Origin of the sequence: Pseudomonas sp. 2822-15 (assembly GCF_002742515.1) — a bacterium.
Taxonomy (GTDB): Bacteria; Pseudomonadota; Gammaproteobacteria; order Pseudomonadales; family Pseudomonadaceae; genus Aquipseudomonas; species Aquipseudomonas salomonii.
Genome location: NZ_LJRY01000209.1, coordinates 541,724 through 562,610 on the forward strand (window position 1 = coordinate 541,724; position 20,887 = coordinate 562,610).

A 20,887-nucleotide genomic window follows, 5' to 3' on the forward strand; every position below is an offset into this window, starting at 1 on the left:
TCGAATCAGCCGGTTTCTGCATCGGGGAAAACTACAAAAACGGAGCATGTACAGCACGGGTGTGAAGCGCCAGAAAGATGCGCCGACTGACCACTTCACACCTGAGCACGCACAGATTGTGGGTTAGAACTTATAAGTGGCCGACAGGCTAACCACCTCCCCTTTGCTGTCCACCTTGCCATCCAGGCGCGCAGCCCCAAGGCGATCTTCGTTGACAGTCTTGAGCTTGACCTCTTGTACAAACTGCCGCGAGTAGGCGCCGTCAACACTCAAGCCTGGAACCGCTTTGATGTTGTAGCCAAAACCCAACGAGGCGAAATAACGATCACCGTCAGGAATGCGCGGATCCCGCGTGGAGTCACGGGTAGGCGTTTGATCATAGGCAACACCGGCACGCAGGGTGAAATCGTCAGTGAGCTTATAGTCGCCGCCCAGCGAGTACATCATCACGTCTTTGTACTTGTAGGGAATCGACACAATGGTATTGCCGTCAGACTTCAACGTCAGGGCCTTGAAGGAAGACCACTGGGTCCACAAGGCACTGGCGCCCAGGGTGAAACGGTCATTGAACACGTGTACCCAATCGATGGCAGCGGTCGCCGGGATGTCCAGTTGCGTGCTGGCGTTGGCACCGTCCGGGAACAGTTTCAAGCCTGGGTAAGCGCGCTCAACCAGCGTCAAGCCGTCGCCGCCTGCGTCAGTCATCAGTAACCGACTGCCTGGGTCGGCATTGAATTTGTACTTGCCCTCCAGCTTGTTCTTGATTTTGGCGTGGTAGTTGAAGCCAACGGTATCCTGGTCGGTGGGTTTCCACGCCATGCCGCCAAACCAACCCACAGACGTATTATCGACCTTGACCCGAATCAGCGATTGGCCCACCCCGGATGGAAAGGGAATACCAAAGCCGCCCAGCCCCGGTGACACTGCCGCGGCTGCGTACAAGTCGACGTTCTGGCTGACAAACCCACTCGTATGCTGAACGATGGCGCCGCCACCGATAGAGAACTGGTCATTAACTTTGAAGGACAGCGAACCGGTCAGGCCCACGGTTTCGATTTTGGTGTCCACGGCAAAATCGCGGCCTTTCCAATCCGGGTCCCAGGTCGACTTCATCCCCTGGGGCACCACCTGGCTCAGACCAACACTGAAGCGATCGTTAATCGGTATCACCAGGAACCCGGTCGGCAGCCAAGCGGTGAACCCGCCTTCGCCACCGTCACCCGTACGCGGCGTAGAGGTAACGCCGCCAAATTCGTCCAACACCCCTACAGAGGCAGGGTCGCCTTTGTAATCAGTGGCATTGCCTTTGAACTTGATATTGACGCGCGCATAAATGACGTTTTGCTGCGCGATAGTTTGGTCGATAAACGCCATGGCAGCCGGGTTGTTGTACGCCGAAGACGGGTCGTCCTTGAACAACGAACCACCACCGAACGCACGACCCCAACCTTGGGCACCAAATGTAGGAGTCGAGAAGCCGCCGGCCTGCACCGAACCGCCCGCGACCATGAGACCGCCCAACAATGCCAGGCCGATTAACGTCTGGGCCGGTTGTTTCTTATTATTCATGCTCCACTCCTTATTATTTTTATCCACCACGGCCGGGCCTACCGTCCCTGGTTTTCCTCAACAGGTGCCCCGAAAGGAGCACCTGCATTTCAACGTGTGATCATCACGTCCAACGCATTGCTATCAAGGATTCACGGTGATTGCTGGGGTTGGAGCGGCGTTCAGAGCAGTAATCTTGCAGCTGCCGACCGTTTGAGCAGATGGCAGGGTGATGGTGTGGGTGTTGTTGTTGTAGAGCACGTTGATCGTGGTCGGGCCACTGGCGCAGTTGCTGACAATCTTGAAGTTAACACCGGACACGGTACCCGCATACACACCTGCACCCGTGGCGGTGGAGGTTGGCGTCAAGGTCCAAGGCAGACCCAGCAACACCGGCACGCCACAGAGTGGGTTGGCACCACTGACGGTCGCGCCCGTAATAGCAGCGGCGGAACCGTCGGCAGCCACACTACCGGTGAACACGATATTGCAGGAAACAGGCGCACCGAACGACGCCGGCGACGACACCGCAATGGTCCCGGCAGGCGTGGAAAAGCCCGTGCCCGCAGGAGAAATGGTGGCTGCACTCGCCATGGAAGTAGCACCCATGCAAACAGCCAGAGCAGTCAACGACACGAGAGTTTTCAAGCTTTTCATTGTTTTTCCTCACATGTTATGGCGAATCATTTCGCCAGGGGTAATGGCCATGATCGAGAGGTCACGGTGAAACTGCAGAACTTCCCTTTCCAGCCAAATTTCAATGCATCTACCGCTACAGTTTTAGAATTCGTTTATTCGACCACTTTGAAGGTCGGCGGCATCTTGATCGACACCGCCTTGATCTTGCAGTCTTCGCCGATCGGCACATTGGCGGCTTCCAACTTGCCGGTGGCGTTATCCCAGGTGCCGTCGGCGGTGGACGGGCCGCACTTGCCGCCTAAACCGAAGGCATGCACATCCACGCTGATGTTCGACATCGAGCCGCTTTTAGTGTCTTTGGCAATGAGTACCCAGGGTAAGTTGATGGCCTCGACACGGCTGCATTTAAGGCCGCCGTCGAATTCAACTTTATCGACATTCACCGACGTGCCATCGGCCGCGACTTTGCCGGCCACCTTGATGGTGCAGTCGGCGCTGATCAACGCGCCCTTGGAAAAGCTGATCGGGCCTTGGGCCGTAAAGGCGCTGCCGGCCGGCTCGATCCGCGCAGCCTGGGCCTGTTGGTAAACCATCAGGCCCAGTGCGGCCAGGATGACATGGGCAGTAAAGGTGGCAGGGCTTTGCATGGTGTACGTCCTTCCCTTGAAATTATTGTTGTAGGGTCAAACCACTAACTTGCAATAAAACCGATGAATCCCGGGCGAAGAAGGCCTGCGTGGTACACAGACCCCGCGTTCACCCACACACGCGTTAGTTCAGATTAAAACGGTGTCGCACTGTTGCTGTACTTCTCCAGGTACTTCAACCGCTGTGAGGGTTGAAGGTTGGTCAGGGTGATATCCCCGGCATAGTGATTCAATACACGATGGTCCATGCGACGTCGCCACAAGTACGGCACATAAGCCCAAACAATCATGCTGGCGTAACCGTAAGGCAGTTGCGGCGACTCATCAAAGTGGCGCAACGACTGGTAACTACGAGTCGGGTTGGCATGGTGATCGGAGTGGCGCTGAAGTTGGAACAGAAAGATGTTGGTGACAATCCGATTACTGTTCCACGAATGCCGAGGGGAACAACGCTCATAACGGCCGTTGGGCAACTTCTGACGTTTAAGCCCGTAGTGCTCGACGTAGTTGACCACTTCCAGCAGCGAAAACCCGTAGATGCCCTGGATGATCAGGAACGGAATCACCGCCGCGCCCAGCCAGGCAATCATCGCGCCCCACAACACCAGGCTGTACATCCAGGCGCTGAGCACCGCGTTCTTCCAGTGCAGAGCCGGCAGGCCGAGTTTGCGCAGGCGTTCGCGCTCCAGGTTCCAGGCCGACACGGCGCTGAACCACACCGAACGCGGCAGGAACGCCCAGAAACTCTCACCCAGGCGTGAGCTGGCCGGGTCTTCCGGGGTGGCGACGCGTACATGGTGGCCACGGTTGTGTTCGGTGTAGAAGTGCCCGTAGAAAGTCGGCGCCAGGGTGACCTTGGCCAGGAACACTTCCAGCGGCTTGGGCTTGTGCCCCAACTCGTGGGCGGTGTTGATGGCAATGCCGGTGGCGGCGCCGGTGGACATCGCCATACCCAGGTAGGTGAACCCGCTGACGGCGCCGTGCAACTCAGTGCGCGCGGTAATGAAGGCGGCGGTTTTGGCCAGCCAGCTCGACGGGGCCAGGTGGGCGGTGGCGTTCAACAGACCACCGCTGATGATCCAGTCGATGCCGCCGGCGGCGAGCCAGCCGGTGATCACCACCGACGAGATGACGAACAGCACACCGGTGTAGACGATCCAGCGGTAGTAGCTTTGGGATTCGAGGTGGTTGACGGCGGATTCGGGTGGGTTGCTGACGTCTTCACCGAGCAGGCCGTCGATCAGCGGGATAAGGCCGAAGATCACCAGCACACCGACCCACCACAGTTGCTGTACGCCGGTGGTAATCGCCAGGGCGCCGGACAGCAGCGGAGTTGCCAGCGGCATGATGCCGAGCCACCACAGGTGACGCTTGCCGTCGGCCCAGACAGTTGGGGTTGCCAGAGTGTGATTCATGGCAGCCTCCGAACGAGGCAGATTGCGTATGCGATAAAAGGCGTTTTTTTCATTATTTTATTCGCTCTTAGGCATTTCAAAAATTGTTTCAAATTACACATTGAAATAATTTTTTAAAATTAATAGCGCGGAATCGTTAGGTCGTCAACTAGTTTCTCGAAGGCTTTTTTACGTGACCAGGCAGTCTCTTTTTTTGCCGTTTGGTCAGGTGTCTAAAGCAGGCATCGACGCCGTCGAACCGCGAGTCGGGTAGCACAATTTTTTACTCAGCTGTTTATCAGCTACTTGCCCACCAAGGCCAATGGCCGTTGCGGCAGCGGGTCGGTTTGGGGCGGCTTGACGCGCTTGGCAATCTGCTCCACCACCGCCACCACGCGCTCGGTGGCGGTAATCGGCAGCATATGGCCCCTGCCCTCCACCACTTGCAGCTTCAAGCCGGGCACCTTGCTCGCCAGGGCCTGCCCGTGCTTCTGGAAGTCCAGCACCTTGTCGCGCGCGCCATAGATCAGGCCGATGGGCAGGGTCAGTTGCGGGTAGCGTTTGACCATGTCCGGCAGGTGATCATTGACCGTGTTGATTTCGGTGGAGGCGGCGTAAAAGTTGTCCGGGCGCATCCCCAACAGGCCGCCGCCACGGGTGGCGAAGTCCGGCGGCGCGGCATCGGGAGCAAACACGCCCTTGACCACTGAACCTTTGGTCAGCAACCCCACGGGCATGGTCAGGGTGTGCGACAGCCAGCGACGCAACCACGCCGGACGCACCGCCAATGACAAAAACACCAACGGCAAAAGGCGCTGCGGGTGGGTCAGCGGCGCAACCAGGACCAGGCCGGACACCGCATGCGGATGATCAAGCGCCAATGCCAGGGCAATCGCACCGCCAAGGGAATGCCCCAGCACAAGCGGTTTATCCAGGTCGAGGGTCTTGATAAACGCGGCGATTTGCCGGGCCTGGGCCGGCAGGTCTGCCGCCGTGTGTGCGCCCCGGCTGGAATAGCCGGAGCCCGGACGGTCCAGCGTAATCACCCGAAAGCGTTCACGTAATTGCCCGGATAATGCATAAGTGAGGTTGCGACTGCTGCCCATGAGCCCGTGAATCATCACCAGCGGTGGGCCTTTACCTTCGTCTACATAATGAAAGCGCTCGCCATCGACCTCGACGAAACGCCCGTTGATCGGAACGATGGTTTCTATGCGCCGTGTCATCCAGGCACTCAAGCCCCACAACAACGCACTTGCACCCACCACCACACCCGCAGCGACAACCCATTCAACCGCCATAGCTCGGTCCTCTGCTTCCCTGCTGCTGCTCCCTGACCGGTATTGGTCAAGGCCTCAGCCACCGTCCACACCCTGGACCCGGACTTGCTGCCCAGCGTGCTCGTCCGTCGGACAAGGCGCACATTGGGAACAAGGTCCTGGCGTAGGCGATATTTTCAGGTAGATTATTTAAAATCTTTTTTAAAATAATTAATTCATTTTTTCTTTGCAATGGTGTTCTATCTAAAAGACAAAACAAAAACAGGAGCACATCTGATGCCCATGAGGGACAGCCTATGAATGCCCACAGTGATTCAATCGACATCGCCATCATCGGCTCAGGCTTTGCCGGCCTGTGCATGGCAATCAAACTCAAGGCAGCCGGGTTTACCGACTTCTTTGTCGCCGAGCAGGCCGATACCCTGGGCGGCACCTGGCGTGACAACCATTACCCGGGCTGCGCCTGCGACGTGCAGTCCCATGTGTATTCGTATTCGTTTGCGCCCAACCCCACCTGGACGCGGCAGTTCGCGCCGCAGGCGGAGATCCGCGCCTACCTTGAGCACTGCGCGCAGCGCTTCGAGCTGGCGCCCTATTTGCGCTTCGGCATGGGCCTGCAACGTGCGGTGTTTGATGAACAGCAGCAACGCTGGCACCTGAGCTTCAGCGACGGCCGCGAGGTTAGCGCGCGGGTGCTGGTGTCGGGCATGGGCGGCCTGTCACGCCCGGCGCTGCCCGATATTCCAGGGCTGGACAGCTTCAAGGGCAAGCGCTTCCACTCCCAGCACTGGGATCACGACTATTCGTTGAAAGGCAAGCGCGTGGCGGTGATCGGCACCGGCGCCAGTGCGATCCAGTTCGTGCCGCAGATTGCCCCGCAGGTGGCACACCTGGACCTGTTCCAGCGCACGCCACCGTGGATCATGCCCAAGCCGGATCGCGAGATTTCAAGGCTCGAACGCTGGGCCTTCAAACACCTGCCGTTTACCCAACGCCTGGTGCGCGGCGCCTTTTACTGGGCGCTGGAAGGCCGCGTGGTGGGCTTTGCCCTGCATCCACGGCTGATGAAGATGGTGCAGAAGATCGCCCTGCGCCACTTGCGCAAACAGGTGGCGCGCCCTTCCCTGCGCAAAACCCTGACGCCGGACTACACCATCGGCTGCAAGCGCGTGTTGATCTCCAATGACTATTACCCGGCGCTGTCACGCAGCAATGTCGAGGTGGTGACCGACACGGTATTGCGCATCGAAGCCGACGGCGTGGTGACCAGCGACGGCATCAAGCACCCGGCCGACTGCCTGATTTTCGGCACCGGCTTCCAGGCCACCGACCCGCTGCCCCGCGACTGCATCATCGGCCGCGACGGCGTCGACCTGATGGACGCCTGGCGCGATGGCGCCCACGCCTATAAAGGCACGACGGTGCCGGGTTATCCCAACCTGTTCCTGATTGTCGGGCCTAACACGGGCCTGGGGCATAACTCGATGATTCTGATGATCGAAGCCCAGGTTACCTACATCCTCGATGCGCTCAAACACATGCAGCACCAGCGCATTGCCACGGTCGAGGTCAAACCCGCCGTCGAGCAGGCCTACAACCAACAGTTGCAGGACAAGCTCAAGCGCACCATCTGGAACACCGGCGGTTGCCAGAGCTGGTACCTGGACCCGCGCACCGGCAAGAACACCACCTTGTGGCCCGGCTCGACCTGGCGTTTCAAACAGGTCACCCGCCACTTTGCGCTCAAGGACTACCTCGCCAACCCGTTGCCGGCCTCCGCGTCGCGCGCGGTTGTCGTGGCCCCGCAACCCACTGCAGAAGGCAGCCTGTCATGAAGTCATTCAAGGGCCGCGTGGCGGCAATCACCGGCGCAGCTTCCGGCATGGGCCGTGCCCTGGCACTCGCACTGGCGCGCGAAGGCTGCCACCTGGCGCTTTCGGACAAGAACAGCCAAGGCCTGGAACAGACCTTGGCGCTGATCAAGTCATCGACCTTGTCGCCGGTCATGATCACCACCCACGTCGTCGATGTGGCCGACCGCCAGGCCATGCAAGACTGGGCCGCACGCTGCGCGGCGGAGCATGGTCAGGTCAACCTGATCTTCAACAATGCCGGCGTGGCGCTGTCGAGTACGGTCGAGGGCGTGGGCTATGCCGACCTTGAGTGGATCGTCGGCATCAACTTCTGGGGCGTGGTGCATGGCACCAAGGCGTTTCTGCCACACCTCAAAGCCAGCGGCGAAGGGCATGTGGTCAATACTTCCAGCGTGTTCGGCCTGTTTGCCCAGCCGGGCATGAGCGGCTACAACGCGACCAAGTTTGCCGTGCGCGGCTTTACCGAATCCCTGCGCCAGGAACTCGACCTGCAAGGCTGCGGTGTGTCCGCCACCTGCGTGCACCCCGGCGGCATTCGCACCGATATCTGCCGCAGCAGCCGTATCGACGCGAACATGACCGGTTTTCTGATCCACAGCGAGCAACAGGCCCGCGCCGACTTCGAAAAACTCTTCATCACCGACGCCGACCAGGCCGCCAAGGTGATTCTGCACGGTGTGCTCAAGAACAAGCGCCGCGTGCTGATCGGTCGCGACGCGTATTTTCTCGACCTGCTCGCCCGTTGCCTGCCGGCGGCCTATCAAGCCCTTGTGGTCTTCGCCAGCAAGCGTATGGCGCCCAAACCACGCACGCCGGTGTTCGAAACCAACGACGAAACCCGACTCTGAACAGGAGCACGCACCATGCTGCCGATCCGTCGCGATATCCGTTTTGCCTTGCCTGCCGAGCGCATCAAGGACTGGCACGAACAAGGCCCGTTCATCACGCACTTTTTCAACGCGTTGTCGCTGCTGTTTCCCCAGGGCGAGCTGTTTTTCATGGACAGCGTGCGCCACTACCGCCAGCGCATCGACGACCCGGCGCTGAAGAAAGAAATCCAGGGGTTTATCGGCCAGGAGGCCATGCACAGCCGCGAACACGTGGCCTATAACGATCACTTGCAAGCGGCCGGTCTGCCGGCGCACACCCTCGACAAGCGCCTGAAGTTCTTCCTCGACCTGCAAAAAAAACACCTGCCACCGTCGTTCAACCTGGCGGTGACCATCGCCCTGGAACACTACACCGCGATGCTCGCGGAAATCCTGCTCAGCGACCCGTCGCGTTTTGGCAAGTCACTCAAGGGCTACCAGCAGATGTGGTACTGGCACGCCCTCGAAGAAACCGAGCACAAGGCCGTGGCGTTCGATGTGTGGAACACCGTGATCAAGCCTGGGCCGATGCGCTATCTGTTGCGCACCGGCACCATGTTGACCACCACGCTGCTGTTCTGGCTGGTGGTGTTTGATTTCCACGTGCGCCTGCTGTTGGCCGACCGCAAAGCCGGTGGGCACCTGAAGGGATTCTGGCGCATGCTCAAGTTTCTATACGGACCCAAGGGCGTGTTCCCACGCATGCTGCGGCCGTGGCTGCACTACTTCAAACCGGGCTTTCACCCCTGGGACCATGACAATCGTGCACGGCTGGCGGGTATCGACGCTCTGGTCGAAGAGATCGAACAGACCCAGCGCGAATACGCATCCGCCCACGCTTACAGCTGAGCCGCCGCCCGCCTGCGGACAAAGCCCGGCAGCAGGTCGCCGGGCAGCGCCTTACTGAAATACCAGCCCTGGATAAACAACTCGGTGCCGGTGTTCAAAAAGGCCAACTGCTCGGCGGTCTCCACGCCCTCGACCACCACGCCCAGGTTCAGCGCCTCACAGAAGCGCAGCATGCCGGTCAATACCTGAGCGCCTTTGGGGTCGCGCTGGGCCACCACGAAACTGCGGTCGATCTTGATAAAGTCCACCGGAAACTGGTGCAGATAGCTCAAGGCCGAAAACCCGGTACCGAAGTCATCGATATACACCTTGGCGCCGATCGCCTGGAGCCTCTGGATGGTCTGGCGGGTGGCCTGGAGATCACCGACCAATGCGTCTTCGGTGATTTCCACCGAGACCCGGCCATGGGCCTGGGCGAGAATTTCCACCAGGCGCTCGCCATAGCCGGCCTGGGTCAGCGTGGCGCTGGAAATATTGATGGTCATGGGCAAGTCAAAGCCGATCTTCTGCCACTTCTGATACTGGCGCACGGCCTGGGAGGCCACCCACACATCCACGTCCGGCATCAACCGCGCCTGGGCCAGCCATTGCAGGAATTCCCAGGGCGAATGCACCGTGCCCTGGCTGTCGCGCGCACGCATCAGCGCTTCACAGCCGGAGCACAGGCCGGTGCGGGTCGAGACTTGGGGCTGGAATTCCAGGTAGAACTCGTAATCGCTGATCTGCTGGATACGGCTCAGTTCGACGGCCTGACGGGCGGCCGCCTTGTGGGACGCCAACACCGGGTCCAGTTCCAGCAGGCGACCTTTCTCTTCGAGGCCGCGGAAGGTCATATCCAACGACTTGAGGTACACGGTGCCGCCATCACTGGACTGGCGATGAATCGCGCGCACATAGGGCGCATACACCAGGGTGCCCAGGCCCAATAGCAGCACTTGCAGCACCACTGCCGCGATGTCGCCGTGGGTGCTGAGGTAAGCATTGAGCAGCACGGGCGCGGTAAATGGCACGCTGGCCACTGCCGGCGACACCCAGCCCCACTGCACCACCGTCAAGGCCAGCAGGGTGTTGAACGCCGGCACCAGCAAAAACGGGATAAACAAACGCGGGTTAAGGATGATCGGCAAGCCGAACAACAGCACTTCGCTGACATTGAACAACGACAGCGGCAGGCTGGCCATCGCCAGCAAACGCATGGACTGGCTTTTGGAAAACAGCAGGATCGCCAACAGCAAACACAACGCCCCGCCTGACCCACCGATAAATGCGAAAGAGCCGAGCAGGCCACTGTTGAGCAGGTACTTGATCGGCTCACCCGCCGCCAGCGCGGCGCCATTGAGCACCACGGCCTGGTCCAGTACGTCGAACAGCGGCTGCATGGCGTACACACCGTGAATGCCGAAAAACCACAGCAATGAGTTCATCAGGGTGACAAACAACCCGCTGCCATACGGCGATTGCAGCGCATCCAGTACCTGCGGCCCCTGAAGTTGCGCCACAGAGGGAATCTGCACCAGCAATGACAACACCAGCACCAGCAACAGCGCCGTAATGGCGCCCGGCACCACCATATTGATGGTGCCGCGCAGGTTGTGGCCCACCAGGTCTTCGTTGACCAGGCGCGTCCAGCGAAAGCGGTGCAGCCAGGCGATTGCCGGCACATTCAACAGGGGCGATGCGATGGCGATAAACAACACAAACGTCGCCGATGCGCGCGGGTAGTCACGCAATACAAAGGTAGCGACCACCACATGGGCCAGGCACAAAAATGCCACCGGCAATTGTGGCAGGCGGTGCTGGATGGCGAGCATGTAGCCAATGGAGGCCGCCACCAGCAGCGGAATTACCGAGCTGATCTGGTTATGCAACCCCGACAGAAACGCCACTACCTGCGGATCGAAGCCCAGCGCGTTGGCGCATTCGGACAAGATCAGGAAACCGGCGGACACCAGCAGGCACGGCAGGATCCACAACAAGCCCTCGCGAATAGCGCGTAATGACTCGGTGCTGGCCAAGGCAGCCAGGCGCTGGGTGAGGAAAAGTTTGAACAGCGTTTGCGACATGCCCCGTCCCTCTGCCCGTATCGCTTTCTGCCCATGCTTGGCAGTGCCCAAATCCCATGTAACGCTACACGGCCACCTACCGGTAGCGAAAGGCTTTTGCCGTACTACGATTAATTATTCAGAATTAATGTCAGTTTGCGCGATTTGCCGGGGCCATCGGGTTAGCCTTCAAACCGGCTTCCCCCATGCCAGGCCGGCGACCCTGGCCGCCTGTATGGCGATTGCCCGCTGACTGATTGCAAAGCCTAGTGCATGCCCCCATCTATTGACTTCATCCAATCAGGAGTAAGCCCTTGTCAGAACCCGGTGATAACCACCAGCGCGCCCTGGACCGTTTCTTGAGTGAACACCCCCAGGTGGCTACGCAACTGGACACCCTCAACCCTCTGGCCGCCCAAGCCAAAGGCGAAACCCTCGCGCAGTATCGCGCCGAGCGCTTGCATGAGGCTTTCGAGGCCGAGGCTGAGCGCCAGAATCTGTTTGCCTGGGAGCTGACGCTTAAGTTGACGGCCGAATCGGCCGAAGCCTTTGAGGCTCAGCGCCTGGAAGTGCACAAGGAAGTCGCGCAGATGGCCGGGTTGGGGTGGGAAGAGTACTGCCGGCTGCATGACTTGGTCGGGTAGCCAATGTGGGAGCTCCCCACAAAACAGCAGATACACAGCGTCGGCCCAATCGAAACATCGGCAGACACCCCTAGCTATCTGAACCAGCGCCATCGACAACGCGCCATCACCTCGCCCAACTCCTCCACGCTGATCGTTCGGCGCTCAGGATCCATCGCCAACGCCAAGCGCAAGGCGGGCCAACACGCTGCGGGCAGGTGCCGGGGGCGCTCCAGCCGCTCAGTGGCCCGACGCTCGCCCAAGCGTTTGCCATGGGCCAACTCATACACCACACACGCCACCGCATACAGATCAGCACTCGCCGTCAGCGCACCGCCCGCCAACAACTCCGGCGCCGCATAAGCCGGAGTCCAGGCGCTGAACCGGTCACGACTCACACTCGCCAGCCCCGCCATCGCCTCTGCCGTCGCCTGCCCCAGGCCGAAATCGAACAAACGAATACCGTCGTCACCCAGCATGATGTTCACCGGTTTTACATCACCATGCAGTACACCTTGGCGATGCACATATGCCACGGCATCCAGCAATTGCACGGCCAGGGGCTGCAACTCACGCCAGGGCAAGCCATCGGGACCCTCCAGCAGGAGCCGGTCCAGGGTCATGCCGCGCATCAACTCCATGGTGAAAAAAGCCATCTGGCTGCTGATATCCACCTCGAACGCAAACATGCGCACCACGCGCTCATGCTGCAGGCTGCGGGTCAGGGCGAACTCGCTGTAGAGCAGCACATGTGCATCGGGCGCCAGGCGCAGATTCTCACCGAGCACCTTGATTGCCACACTGGAACAGGGCTCGCCAAACTGCTCATGCAACAGGTCGCGCGCCCGGTAGACCACGCCCATGCCGCCCGAACCCAGCACGCGCTCAAGGTGATAACGCCCCGCCAGCAAGGTGGGCATGCCAGGTGCCGTGGTCATGTGCGCACCGCCACGGCCGTCAGGTCATCCCGCGCCGGGCCGCGTAGCGCCGCCGTGAACAGCCGTGCCACCACCTGTTGTGGCGTACCGCTGTCCATGGCGCAGCCCAGCTCGGCGTGCGTCATCGCCTGGTACACACCGTCACTGCACAGCACAAATACATCGCCTGGCTGCACGCCCAACTCCAGCACCTCGAGTTTCAGCGGGTGCCGCGCGCCGACGGCGCGGGTCAATGCCCTGGCGCCGGGATGCGCCTGAGCCTGCGCCAGGCTCAACCGCTGCTCATCCATCAACTGGCGCAGCAGTGAGTGATCGCGCGACAGCTGGTACAACCGCCCGCCTCGCCACAGGTAACAGCGGCTGTCCCCCGCCCAGATACACGCTGCGCGCCGGCCCTCCAGCAGCAGGACCACGACGGTACTGCCCATTCTGTCGTCGCGACCTTCGGCCGGCGCAGAGGCGTTATCCCCCCAACTCTGATTGAGCCGTTGCAGGCATCGCCGCACTGCATCAATGCGCTGATCGAACGTACCCTGGGCCGGCAACGCGGCAAGGCTGTCGATCACCCATTGGCTCGCCCTGTGCCCGGCGCGGTGGCCGCCCATACCGTCGGCAACCGCCCAGCAACCCTGCTGGGGGCAGTCGAGGAACGCATCTTCGTTGCGCTGCCTGGCCTTGCCACGTTGGCTGCGTGCCGCGCTGTTTGCAGCGGCTTGCGACGCGGTCATAGTCGCTCCGGCAAACGGAACGTGCGCCACGCGTCCATCAGAAACGGGCTGGGTGTGCGCTGGCTGACCAACAGGTAATTGGCACGCAAACCGGCAAGATCGGCCTTGAGTAGCTGCGCATCGCGCCCACTGGCGGGCTCGCTGTGCAGCAAGTCAAAGAAGCGAAACAACGACCAGGCCCCGTTATTGTTCTCGATGCCCAATGGCCGCTGTGCGCCGCGCTCCAGGACCAGGCTGCTGCGACCATTTTCCGCCTCGCTGGGCCACTGGAACGTCACAGGCACAATCGGCCCATGGCGGTATTCCAGCTGCTGACCGCCAAAGCTAAACACCGCGCGGCTGACCGCCTGGTCCAGGCTATAAGGCGCCAACGTAAATCGAACCGCCAGCTCGGCGGGGTCGCCACCGAAAAAACCACGGCGGATGATCTGCGCTTTGCCGAGTTGCTCCAGCAACGCGCGTGACATTGGCAGGCTCTGGCCTTCCAGCCCGCGCAAGCGATAACGCCCGCCGTCGGCGCTGATAAACGGGCGCAGGTAATGGTCATGGAACCTTGCCAGCACGCCCTGGGGTTTGAAAAACTCCTCAAAATCGCCCAAAGCCACGTCGCTGCCGGCATGGGCATTGAACGGGTAACGCTGGCGGATAGCCCTGGCATACAGGCTATACACCTCGCTCTGATAGCGTTGGTTCACATGCGTATAAGCCTCATCGAACAAATGCCGCCAACTGTCGTCGGCAAGGCCCTCGACCCAACCTTTGAGCGGCAGCGGCAAACGTGCGGCACTGTCGCGTAACTGTCCCAACCCGGGCTGTTGCCCTTCCATACGCCGTTTCACCATCTGGAAAGCCGCCTGCTCCGGCGCCCCTTCGCGATTCAGCGCCGCCAGTTGCAGGTGCACAGCATCAAGCTGGCGCAATGCCTGGGTCAGTTGTTCACCGGGGTTTTGCTGCTCATCAAGCAGTTGATGCAAGGGCTCGAAACGGCGTTGCAAGGCGCGTCTTGCGGCGTCATCGCCTGTGGGCTTGGGCAAAACGCCTGCGTGTACACGGGCAGCCATCGACTGAGCGATAGCCGCCACGTCACCGGCCTCGTGGGGCACCGCTGACATCGGGGCATCGGTGGATAGCAAACGGGTATTTTCACGCACCTGCTGTAACAGCAACACCAGCGGTGATTGCGCCGAGGTAAGGCGCGCCAGTTGTTCGGCGTCCTGGCGCAGGTTGTCGGTTTCGCGCAATCGAACCTGACCCAAGGCCTGGCTCCACGCATCGGCGTACTCACTGAAATAGCGCTGTTGCAGCTCGACGATCAACCGGCGCAACTCTATCGCACTGAGGTCAGTCGCCTGCCCCAGCACCCAATTGTCCAGGACAATCGCGTTAACCAGTCGCGGGCCTTGCTGGTCGAAATACTGCACATAGCGCTTGCTGTAAAACCCGGCAATCGGTTGATCCAGCGCCGTGAACACAGTGCCGTCCGTGAGGCGGCTGGGTTCCAGCGTATACGATTGCTCGCGCAGTACGCGATACACCACATCTGCCAACGACTCTCCGCGCAACACCTGGCGAGCCTGGGCAACCAGCTCATCATTGAGTGGCGCGGCAAAGGGCTGTTCAAGCAGCCGGGCAAAGTGCTCACTCAGGCGCGCCTGCGTCGCAGACTCCCCGGCAAAGCGCTCGGACCACCGACTGGCCACGCGCTCCGCCAGCCACCCGGCGTCACGTCGCTCGCGCAGATTGAGCATCAGGTAGGCGCGCAGGTTATCCAGTAACCGTTCGCGATCCCCAAGGCTCGACCGCACCTGCTCTTCGAGCAGCGAAGCGACCTGCACAACCATTTGCTGCAGGGCATCGTTGTAGGCATTGACCAGCGGCGGCCGGCTTACTTCGCCCTGAAACAGTCCGGCTCTCTCCAGCACGCCCGCCTCTGACACCGGCGGAAACACCCGCGTCGCCGCCAGGCGATTGTCCAGCAACGTCAGTAACGCCAGGGTCTGGTCCGCATCGGTCGGGGCCGACGTATCCACCTGACCTAACTGCGCCAACTGCTCCAGGCGTTGGTGGTTGATCCCATAGCTGTGCATCCAGAGCATGCCCGCCGCACCGATGACCAACGCGACGGCGCTCGCCCATCCCGCCTGCTGCCAACGAATGCGTTGATGTTCCTCGGTGTGCAACCCTGCAAGATCGGCCTCGGCGAAAATCACTTGGTTGAAAAGACCTTGCACAAAGCGTTCGTGCCGCTCACCCGCACTGGTCAAAAAGAAACCTCGCACCCCCTGGATGCGCTGATTGCGATGGGCGCAGAACGCCACTTCGATAAACAGGCACAAACGCTCACCGATGCGTGCCACCTGGGGCACAAAATCCAGCATCCGGCCACGGCGCTCGACATTGCGCTCCTGATGCAGGCGCTGCATCAGTTCGCCACTCACGCGCTGGAGCAACGCCTCGAACGCCTGGCGTACCTGCGCCATGGGCACACCCGTGGGGTCGCCAGTGATCAGCTCACCCAGCACGCCCTCTGCGGCGCTGTCGTGCGGCGTATCAAAAAACGCGCTAAAGCCCGGGATGTGGTCAGCGTGAGTCAGCACCAGATACACCGGAATATCGATATGCAGCGTCTGCTGGATATCTTGTAACCGGGAATGCACATGCCGTGCATGGCGCTCCAGATCATGCTCATTGCTGCCCAACAGGGTGTCCACCGACAACGTCACCACCACGCCATTGAGTGGCCGCACCCGGCGCCTGGACTTGAGCAGCCCGAGTAACGTCGACCAACCTGCGGCATCGACTGCGCGGTCGGGTTGGTCCAGGTAGCGCCCGGCACTCTCCATCAGGACGCCCTGATCGGCGAAGAACCAGTCACAGTAAGCACCGGCCCCTGATGATACGGCCTGAAGGTGATCCGGCGGGCGCTGCAAGCCATTGGCCGCCAGCAAAGCACTCTTGCCGCTGCCTCGCTGTCCGATCAACAAGTACCAGGGCAGCTCATTGCGTGCGCGCAAGCTGCGCCCGACATATTGGCGAGATGTTTTCAAGGTATGCAGCGCCTCCTTGAAACGCCCGCGCACCTGTTTGCGCTCATCCTCTACCAGCCCAGGGTGCTGACGGCCAGCCTGGTCTTCCTCGATCCGGGGCAGCACGCTGCGGCGTGTTCCCATAACAGCCATCGCCAGCCCCCATAGCAGAAACAGCGTGCTGATGGTCAAAAGGCGAGCCGTAGCGCCTTGCCAGAACCGGTGGTCATCCACCGCCAGCAGAGGCCCGAAAAACCACACCAGGCAGGCGCTGCAAAGCACCAGCAACAAGCTCCATACCCAAACGATGCGCAGCAGGGTGCCCGCGCCCTTGAAAAAAGCGTTCATTGAATGTTCCCGGCGTTACAAGGGCGTCGGAGTCAGTTCCGGCGCCGAAGATTGAAAGGGTTGCAATGCATGGGCTCGCTCCTGCCCCAGTACCCAGGCAGTTGTCGAATACATCGCCAGCAAAGCGATCACGCCCAGCGCCACACACCCGGTTGCGGAGAGCGTGCGCAGCCGCTTGCGGCGTGCCTGCTGGGGTCGGGAGGCACAGGCCGACACAGAAACCGGGGCGCCACGCACATGCCTTATCTGGCGATACAACGCGTCACGTACGCCCTCAAGCTCGATCACGCCGCGCTCCATGACTCTGTATTTGCCTTCAAACCCCATCGACAGGCACAGGTACATCAGCTCCAGCATGGCCAAGTGTTTTACCGGGTCGCGAGACAGTCGCTCCAACAGCTGGAAAAACTTTTCGCCGCCAAAGGTTTCGTTGTGAAAACGGCTGAGCAGACTGATCTTCGACCAGTCGCTGCGGCTCCCCCACGCCGTGGTCACTACCGCTTCATCAACGACGCTGCACAGCACATAGCGAGCAGCAATCACCTGAGCGCTTTCCATGCCGTCATGCTGGGCGCGGACCTCAAAGCGTGTGAGGCTCGCGGCCAGGCGGTCGTTGAGCGTCTGCAGGTTCTCCCGGCCGCTGCTGAGTTTGAGTTCAAGCACCTCGGACATCAGTTCCCAGGCCGCTGTCACCAGCGGGTTAAGGCCCACGTTGAAACGTTGCGCGCCCTGTACAGCGGCGGCGTACACCATGCGGTCTTCCAACTGTTCAAAACGCGGTGGCGAGACGAAGTCCGTCACCGGCCCCTGTGCCGGGCCGTGGCCGTTACGGTCCAGCAATACGGTTTTCTCATCCAGCGGGTATTCACTGTCCATGTTCATCATGTTCAATTCCTGATAGCCCAGAAGGTCAGTTCCAACTCGCTGAACTCGCCGCCGACATGGAACGCAAAACCACCCGATTGCTCCAGTTGTGCGATGTCACGGGCACTGAGCTCGAGCATGAAATAGGTTTTACCGGCATGAAACGGGATCTGGCGTGGCGCGACCGGCAGCGGTTTGACCTTGATGCCCGCCAGGTGCAGGTTGACCAGTTCACGGATGCGCTCTACGGGGCCGACCTTTAGATGGGCCGGCAAACGATGGCGCAGTTCTTCCGAATCGCATTGAGCCGCGACCGCCAGGATGAATGTCGCGCTGCCCAACAGCTTGAGATCGGCCACCGGGCAGACCATCACCCCGTACTGGCGTTGTTGCAGCACCAGCTCCAGGGCATGCTGCTCAAAGACCATCGACAGCACCGTGCGCAACCCCGCCATCAACCCACGAAAACTCGCGCCCTGGTCGCCATGGAGGTAGCGCACCTGCTGGGTGGCACGTTTGCTGTCACTGGCAAACGTCGCCAGTTCGCCCAGTATCGACAGCATCTCGCGGAACAACGCCTCTGAACGCACTTGCGGCTGAGCCAGGTAATGACGCAACACCGGCTCGGCCCGATTGATCAGTTGCAGCATCAGAAAGTCGGCAATCTGCGCACCCGCCGTGGCGCCATTGCCGCCAATCCGCTCAGCAATCGCATCTCCCCGGCTGGCCAGCAGGCTGATCACTTCTTTGAGGCAGGACGAAACAAACCCCGAGCCCTGCACATAAATAAACGTCGGGGCAAAATCAGGTTCCATCCGCAGCCCCTCTTGCGCAGAGCATTCCAGCACCTGGGCAATCTTCAGCTTCACGTAGGCCTCATCACCCGGCTGCTCGCCCAGCAACAGGCGCAAATCCGGGCGTGCGCAACTGATCTGGCAACGCGCGTCCCGGCCCGCATTGGAGTCCGCCACTTCAACGTCACAGGCGATGTAGCGCGCCAGCACATCCGGCGCCTCCTGCGTGCGGGTTTCAACCTGATTGCCGATCGCCATCGGCAACGCCAGGTACACCGATTGCCTGCCCGCGTTGGCCGGCACCTCCAGTACCAGTGGCGCCATGGTGGTGGTCAACTCGAAAAGACTGCCGTCCGGCAAAACGCCACTGGCTTGATTGACCACCAACTTACCAAGGCCCAGGTATTGCAGATCGATGTCCAGGCTCAGGAACCCCCAGGCATCACTGCCCAGCAAGCGGGTTCGGTTGAGCTGGTGCTGGTAATAACGGTCGTTGTGTTGCAAGTGCTGGGGGCGCAGCAACATCCCTTCCTGCCAGATGACTTTATGAACCTGCATCTTAATTCTCCAAGGCGCTGACGAGCGGGTCGCCAGCACGGATGCCCGCCTGGTCAAGCACCAGGTGCGCTCGCGTCACTTGCTGTGGCGCCAGCGGCAGCACCCAACGCCATTGCACATGGGGCAAATCACGGTATGCCGCGATGATGCCCACGTAACGGCTTTGCGGTTCGCTCCTGAGCTTGAGGGCCACCTGCTCGCCGGGGCGCAACTCCAGTTCCTCGCTGCTCACCCAGTCTTTGGGCAGTGCCTGCTCGGCATGCCCGTACAGCGTGAAAAAATCCGCGTTTTCGAATGCCACTGGATGCTTGAGTTCGAACAGCTGCACCACCACCGGAGAGGGGCGCCCATGCAGGTCGGGATTCACTTCGTCACTGGCGGCCAGCGTCAGGTCGAGCTTGGTCACTGTGGAAAAGGGTGACAGGCTGGTGCAACCACCCAGCAGCATCAATACGACCAAAAGAGGTAGCGCGACACGGGTCATGGGCATCCTCCTGACGGTGTGGCAAACAAGGCTGAGGCCAGGCGTACCTGTTCCTCATAGGCCTTGGCAAAATCGCCGCGCAACGGGCCCGTGTTCAATGCATCTGCTTCGACCAAGCGTTGATAGTGGCGCTGGTAGGCCCGCCAATGCGCCCTGTCGGCAAAGAACCTTGGCAGCTTGTCATCGCGCGCAAAACCGGCCTGCAAATGGCCGGGGGCAAACGTCGCCAGCGAGGTGCGCAGCGCCGTGCGGCACGCAACGAGCAGCGCGACCTGATGCACTTGCATTTGCCGGTACACCTGCGTAATGGCCGCTTCGGCGCCGGGTTGCGCCAACGCTCCCATGCCCAGCAGCGACGCCAACACAGAGTCAATGCCCAGGTTGTCCTTCAACACGTTCGGACGTTTGATCAAGGTGCTAGGGTCCAGGCTCAATTCACTGTGCAGTTCGTCATGAGTGCGCAGGTTCTGTTGCAACCCATCAATCACGTGCCTGAGTAAGCCCGCAGCTCTAATCGCCAACGCCTCGCGGCCAGCGCAATCAAGCGTCTGCACACGGACGCCCAACGCTGTGGCGAATTGCGTCCAGAACGCTTCATCGGTCTGCGGCGCCTGCGAATCAGGCAAGACAGGCTCGACCCTCTCTCCCGGAGCGTCTGCCTGGGCGGGTAAGGCCAGGTAATCGCGCTCAACGCAGTCACTCGACATCCAGGCACTCGGTGCCTCTTGCACGTCGTTCAAGGCGTCCAGCTCGCACGGTGGTGCCCCGTGCATCGACTGGCGATCCCATTCTTGAACGGGGTCCAGGCCCAGGTAAGCATCCTCGGGTATCACCCCGCCCGCAGCGGATAATGGCTGACGATGCGGCGTCACGCGTTCAATCAAGCGCGCACAGATAGCAAATGGCCCCAACTGGAAAACATCACCCTCCACGATCAGCCGCGCCTGCCCCTTTTGCAGCGACTTGCCACTGCCCACCTCACGGATACCATTACTGCTGATATCCGTCAGGAAATAACGCGCGTCACGGTAAGCGATCAACCCGTGGTGACTGGAAAGCAAACGACTGGGGTCAGGAATAATCCAGTCGCAACCGGCTCCACGACCGACCACGCCGCCCATCCCATCGAACACCTTGCGCGGTGGCGGCTCATCGCCCCCGCCCTCACACACCTCAAGCACTAATTGCATGAAAGGCTCCATCTCATTGGCCGCGACGGGTCGCTTGGGGGTCACCCAAAGGACGATAGTCAGCATCATCAAACACGTAATTGCCGCTGCAGCCGCTCAGCAAACACAACACAAGCACCACGGCTCGCCATGGACGATCAGGCATCGGGGTTCTCCCAGGTAGATAAGACAAACGGGTAAGCGCAGAGCCCA

Annotated in this window: 18 protein-coding genes; 4 read left to right on the plus strand and 14 right to left on the minus strand. The window is 60.7% G+C overall.

The features are described from left to right. Positions 1 to 123: 123 nt before the first annotated feature. From AOA59_RS24485 to AOA59_RS24505, 5 genes are all read right to left on the minus strand, one after another. Positions 124 to 1,569, minus strand: a complete 1,446-nt coding sequence (locus tag AOA59_RS24485; RefSeq protein ID WP_065912138.1) for an outer membrane protein transport protein — start codon at positions 1,567 to 1,569, stop codon at positions 124 to 126. Between the two features lie 123 nt (positions 1,570 to 1,692). Further along, on the minus strand, positions 1,693 to 2,205 hold the full coding sequence (gene praB, locus AOA59_RS24490) for an alkane oxidation protein activator PraB (RefSeq protein ID WP_065912136.1): 513 nt from the start codon (positions 2,203 to 2,205) through the stop codon (positions 1,693 to 1,695). Positions 2,206 to 2,339: 134 nt separating this feature from the next. Further along, positions 2,340 to 2,834, minus strand: coding sequence for an alkane oxidation protein activator PraA (gene praA / locus AOA59_RS24495; protein ID WP_099489370.1), 495 nt, complete (start codon positions 2,832 to 2,834; stop codon positions 2,340 to 2,342). 134 nt (positions 2,835 to 2,968) lie between these two features. Continuing rightward, complete coding sequence (locus AOA59_RS24500; protein WP_099489371.1) at positions 2,969 to 4,249, minus strand: alkane 1-monooxygenase; 1,281 nt, start codon at positions 4,247 to 4,249, stop codon at positions 2,969 to 2,971. A gap of 281 nt (positions 4,250 to 4,530) precedes the next feature. Continuing rightward, positions 4,531 to 5,529: an alpha/beta fold hydrolase gene (locus tag AOA59_RS24505; RefSeq protein WP_099489372.1), complete on the minus strand. Its 999-nt coding sequence runs from the start codon at positions 5,527 to 5,529 to the stop codon at positions 4,531 to 4,533. A gap of 275 nt (positions 5,530 to 5,804) precedes the next feature. Here AOA59_RS24505 and AOA59_RS24510 point away from each other — a divergent pair, with 275 nt between their 5' ends. The 3 genes from AOA59_RS24510 to AOA59_RS24520 are packed head-to-tail and all read left to right on the plus strand — an operon-like array spanning position 5,805 to position 9,100. Continuing rightward, entirely contained in the window at positions 5,805 to 7,343 is a 1,539-nt protein-coding gene (locus AOA59_RS24510; protein WP_099489373.1) for an NAD(P)/FAD-dependent oxidoreductase, read from the plus strand. After that, the gene (locus AOA59_RS24515) at positions 7,340 to 8,230 is read left to right on the plus strand and encodes an SDR family oxidoreductase (RefSeq protein WP_099489374.1); all 891 of its coding nucleotides are present in this window, start codon (positions 7,340 to 7,342) and stop codon (positions 8,228 to 8,230) included. Before AOA59_RS24510 ends, AOA59_RS24515 begins: the two co-directional genes overlap by 4 nt. Positions 8,231 to 8,245: 15 nt before the next feature. After that, on the plus strand, positions 8,246 to 9,100 hold the full coding sequence (locus AOA59_RS24520; protein ID WP_056859239.1) for a metal-dependent hydrolase: 855 nt from the start codon (positions 8,246 to 8,248) through the stop codon (positions 9,098 to 9,100). On the opposite strand, the gene AOA59_RS24525 is transcribed toward AOA59_RS24520, so the two are convergent. After that, entirely contained in the window at positions 9,091 to 11,163 is a 2,073-nt protein-coding gene (locus AOA59_RS24525; protein WP_099489375.1) for an EAL domain-containing protein, read from the minus strand. The genes AOA59_RS24520 and AOA59_RS24525 overlap by 10 nt on opposite strands. Positions 11,164 to 11,456: 293 nt before the next feature. Here AOA59_RS24525 and AOA59_RS24530 point away from each other — a divergent pair, with 293 nt between their 5' ends. Further along, positions 11,457 to 11,786, plus strand: a complete 330-nt coding sequence (locus AOA59_RS24530) for a DUF6388 family protein (RefSeq protein WP_099489376.1) — start codon at positions 11,457 to 11,459, stop codon at positions 11,784 to 11,786. 74 nt (positions 11,787 to 11,860) lie between these two features. Here the strand turns inward: AOA59_RS24530 and AOA59_RS24535 are convergent, their stop codons facing one another. The 8 genes from AOA59_RS24535 to AOA59_RS33225 are packed head-to-tail and all read right to left on the minus strand — an operon-like array spanning position 11,861 to position 20,840. Continuing rightward, on the minus strand, positions 11,861 to 12,703 hold the full coding sequence (locus AOA59_RS24535; protein WP_099489377.1) for a serine/threonine-protein kinase: 843 nt from the start codon (positions 12,701 to 12,703) through the stop codon (positions 11,861 to 11,863). Then, positions 12,700 to 13,431: a PP2C family serine/threonine-protein phosphatase gene (locus AOA59_RS24540; protein ID WP_099489378.1), complete on the minus strand. Its 732-nt coding sequence runs from the start codon at positions 13,429 to 13,431 to the stop codon at positions 12,700 to 12,702. Before AOA59_RS24540 ends, AOA59_RS24535 begins: the two co-directional genes overlap by 4 nt. Continuing rightward, entirely contained in the window at positions 13,428 to 16,805 is a 3,378-nt protein-coding gene (tssM, locus tag AOA59_RS24545) for a type VI secretion system membrane subunit TssM (protein WP_099489379.1), read from the minus strand. Before tssM ends, AOA59_RS24540 begins: the two co-directional genes overlap by 4 nt. 15 nt (positions 16,806 to 16,820) lie before the next feature. Further along, complete coding sequence (icmH, locus tag AOA59_RS24550; RefSeq protein WP_178076289.1) at positions 16,821 to 17,687, minus strand: type IVB secretion system protein IcmH/DotU; 867 nt, start codon at positions 17,685 to 17,687, stop codon at positions 16,821 to 16,823. 5 nt (positions 17,688 to 17,692) lie between these two features. Next, positions 17,693 to 19,021 carry a type VI secretion system baseplate subunit TssK gene (tssK, locus tag AOA59_RS24555; protein ID WP_099489380.1) on the minus strand — a complete coding sequence of 443 codons (1,329 nt, stop codon included), beginning with the start codon at positions 19,019 to 19,021 and terminating at the stop codon, positions 17,693 to 17,695. 1 nt (position 19,022) lies between these two features. Next, positions 19,023 to 19,505, minus strand: coding sequence for a type VI secretion system lipoprotein TssJ (tssJ, locus tag AOA59_RS24560; RefSeq protein WP_065912107.1), 483 nt, complete (start codon positions 19,503 to 19,505; stop codon positions 19,023 to 19,025). Continuing rightward, positions 19,502 to 20,695, minus strand: a complete 1,194-nt coding sequence (gene tagH / locus AOA59_RS24565; protein WP_099489381.1) for a type VI secretion system-associated FHA domain protein TagH — start codon at positions 20,693 to 20,695, stop codon at positions 19,502 to 19,504. The genes tssJ and tagH overlap by 4 nt, the downstream gene beginning before the upstream one ends. Positions 20,696 to 20,708: 13 nt before the next feature. Then, positions 20,709 to 20,840: a type VI secretion protein gene (locus AOA59_RS33225; RefSeq protein ID WP_074854505.1), complete on the minus strand. Its 132-nt coding sequence runs from the start codon at positions 20,838 to 20,840 to the stop codon at positions 20,709 to 20,711. Between the last annotated feature and the right edge of the window lie 47 nt (positions 20,841 to 20,887).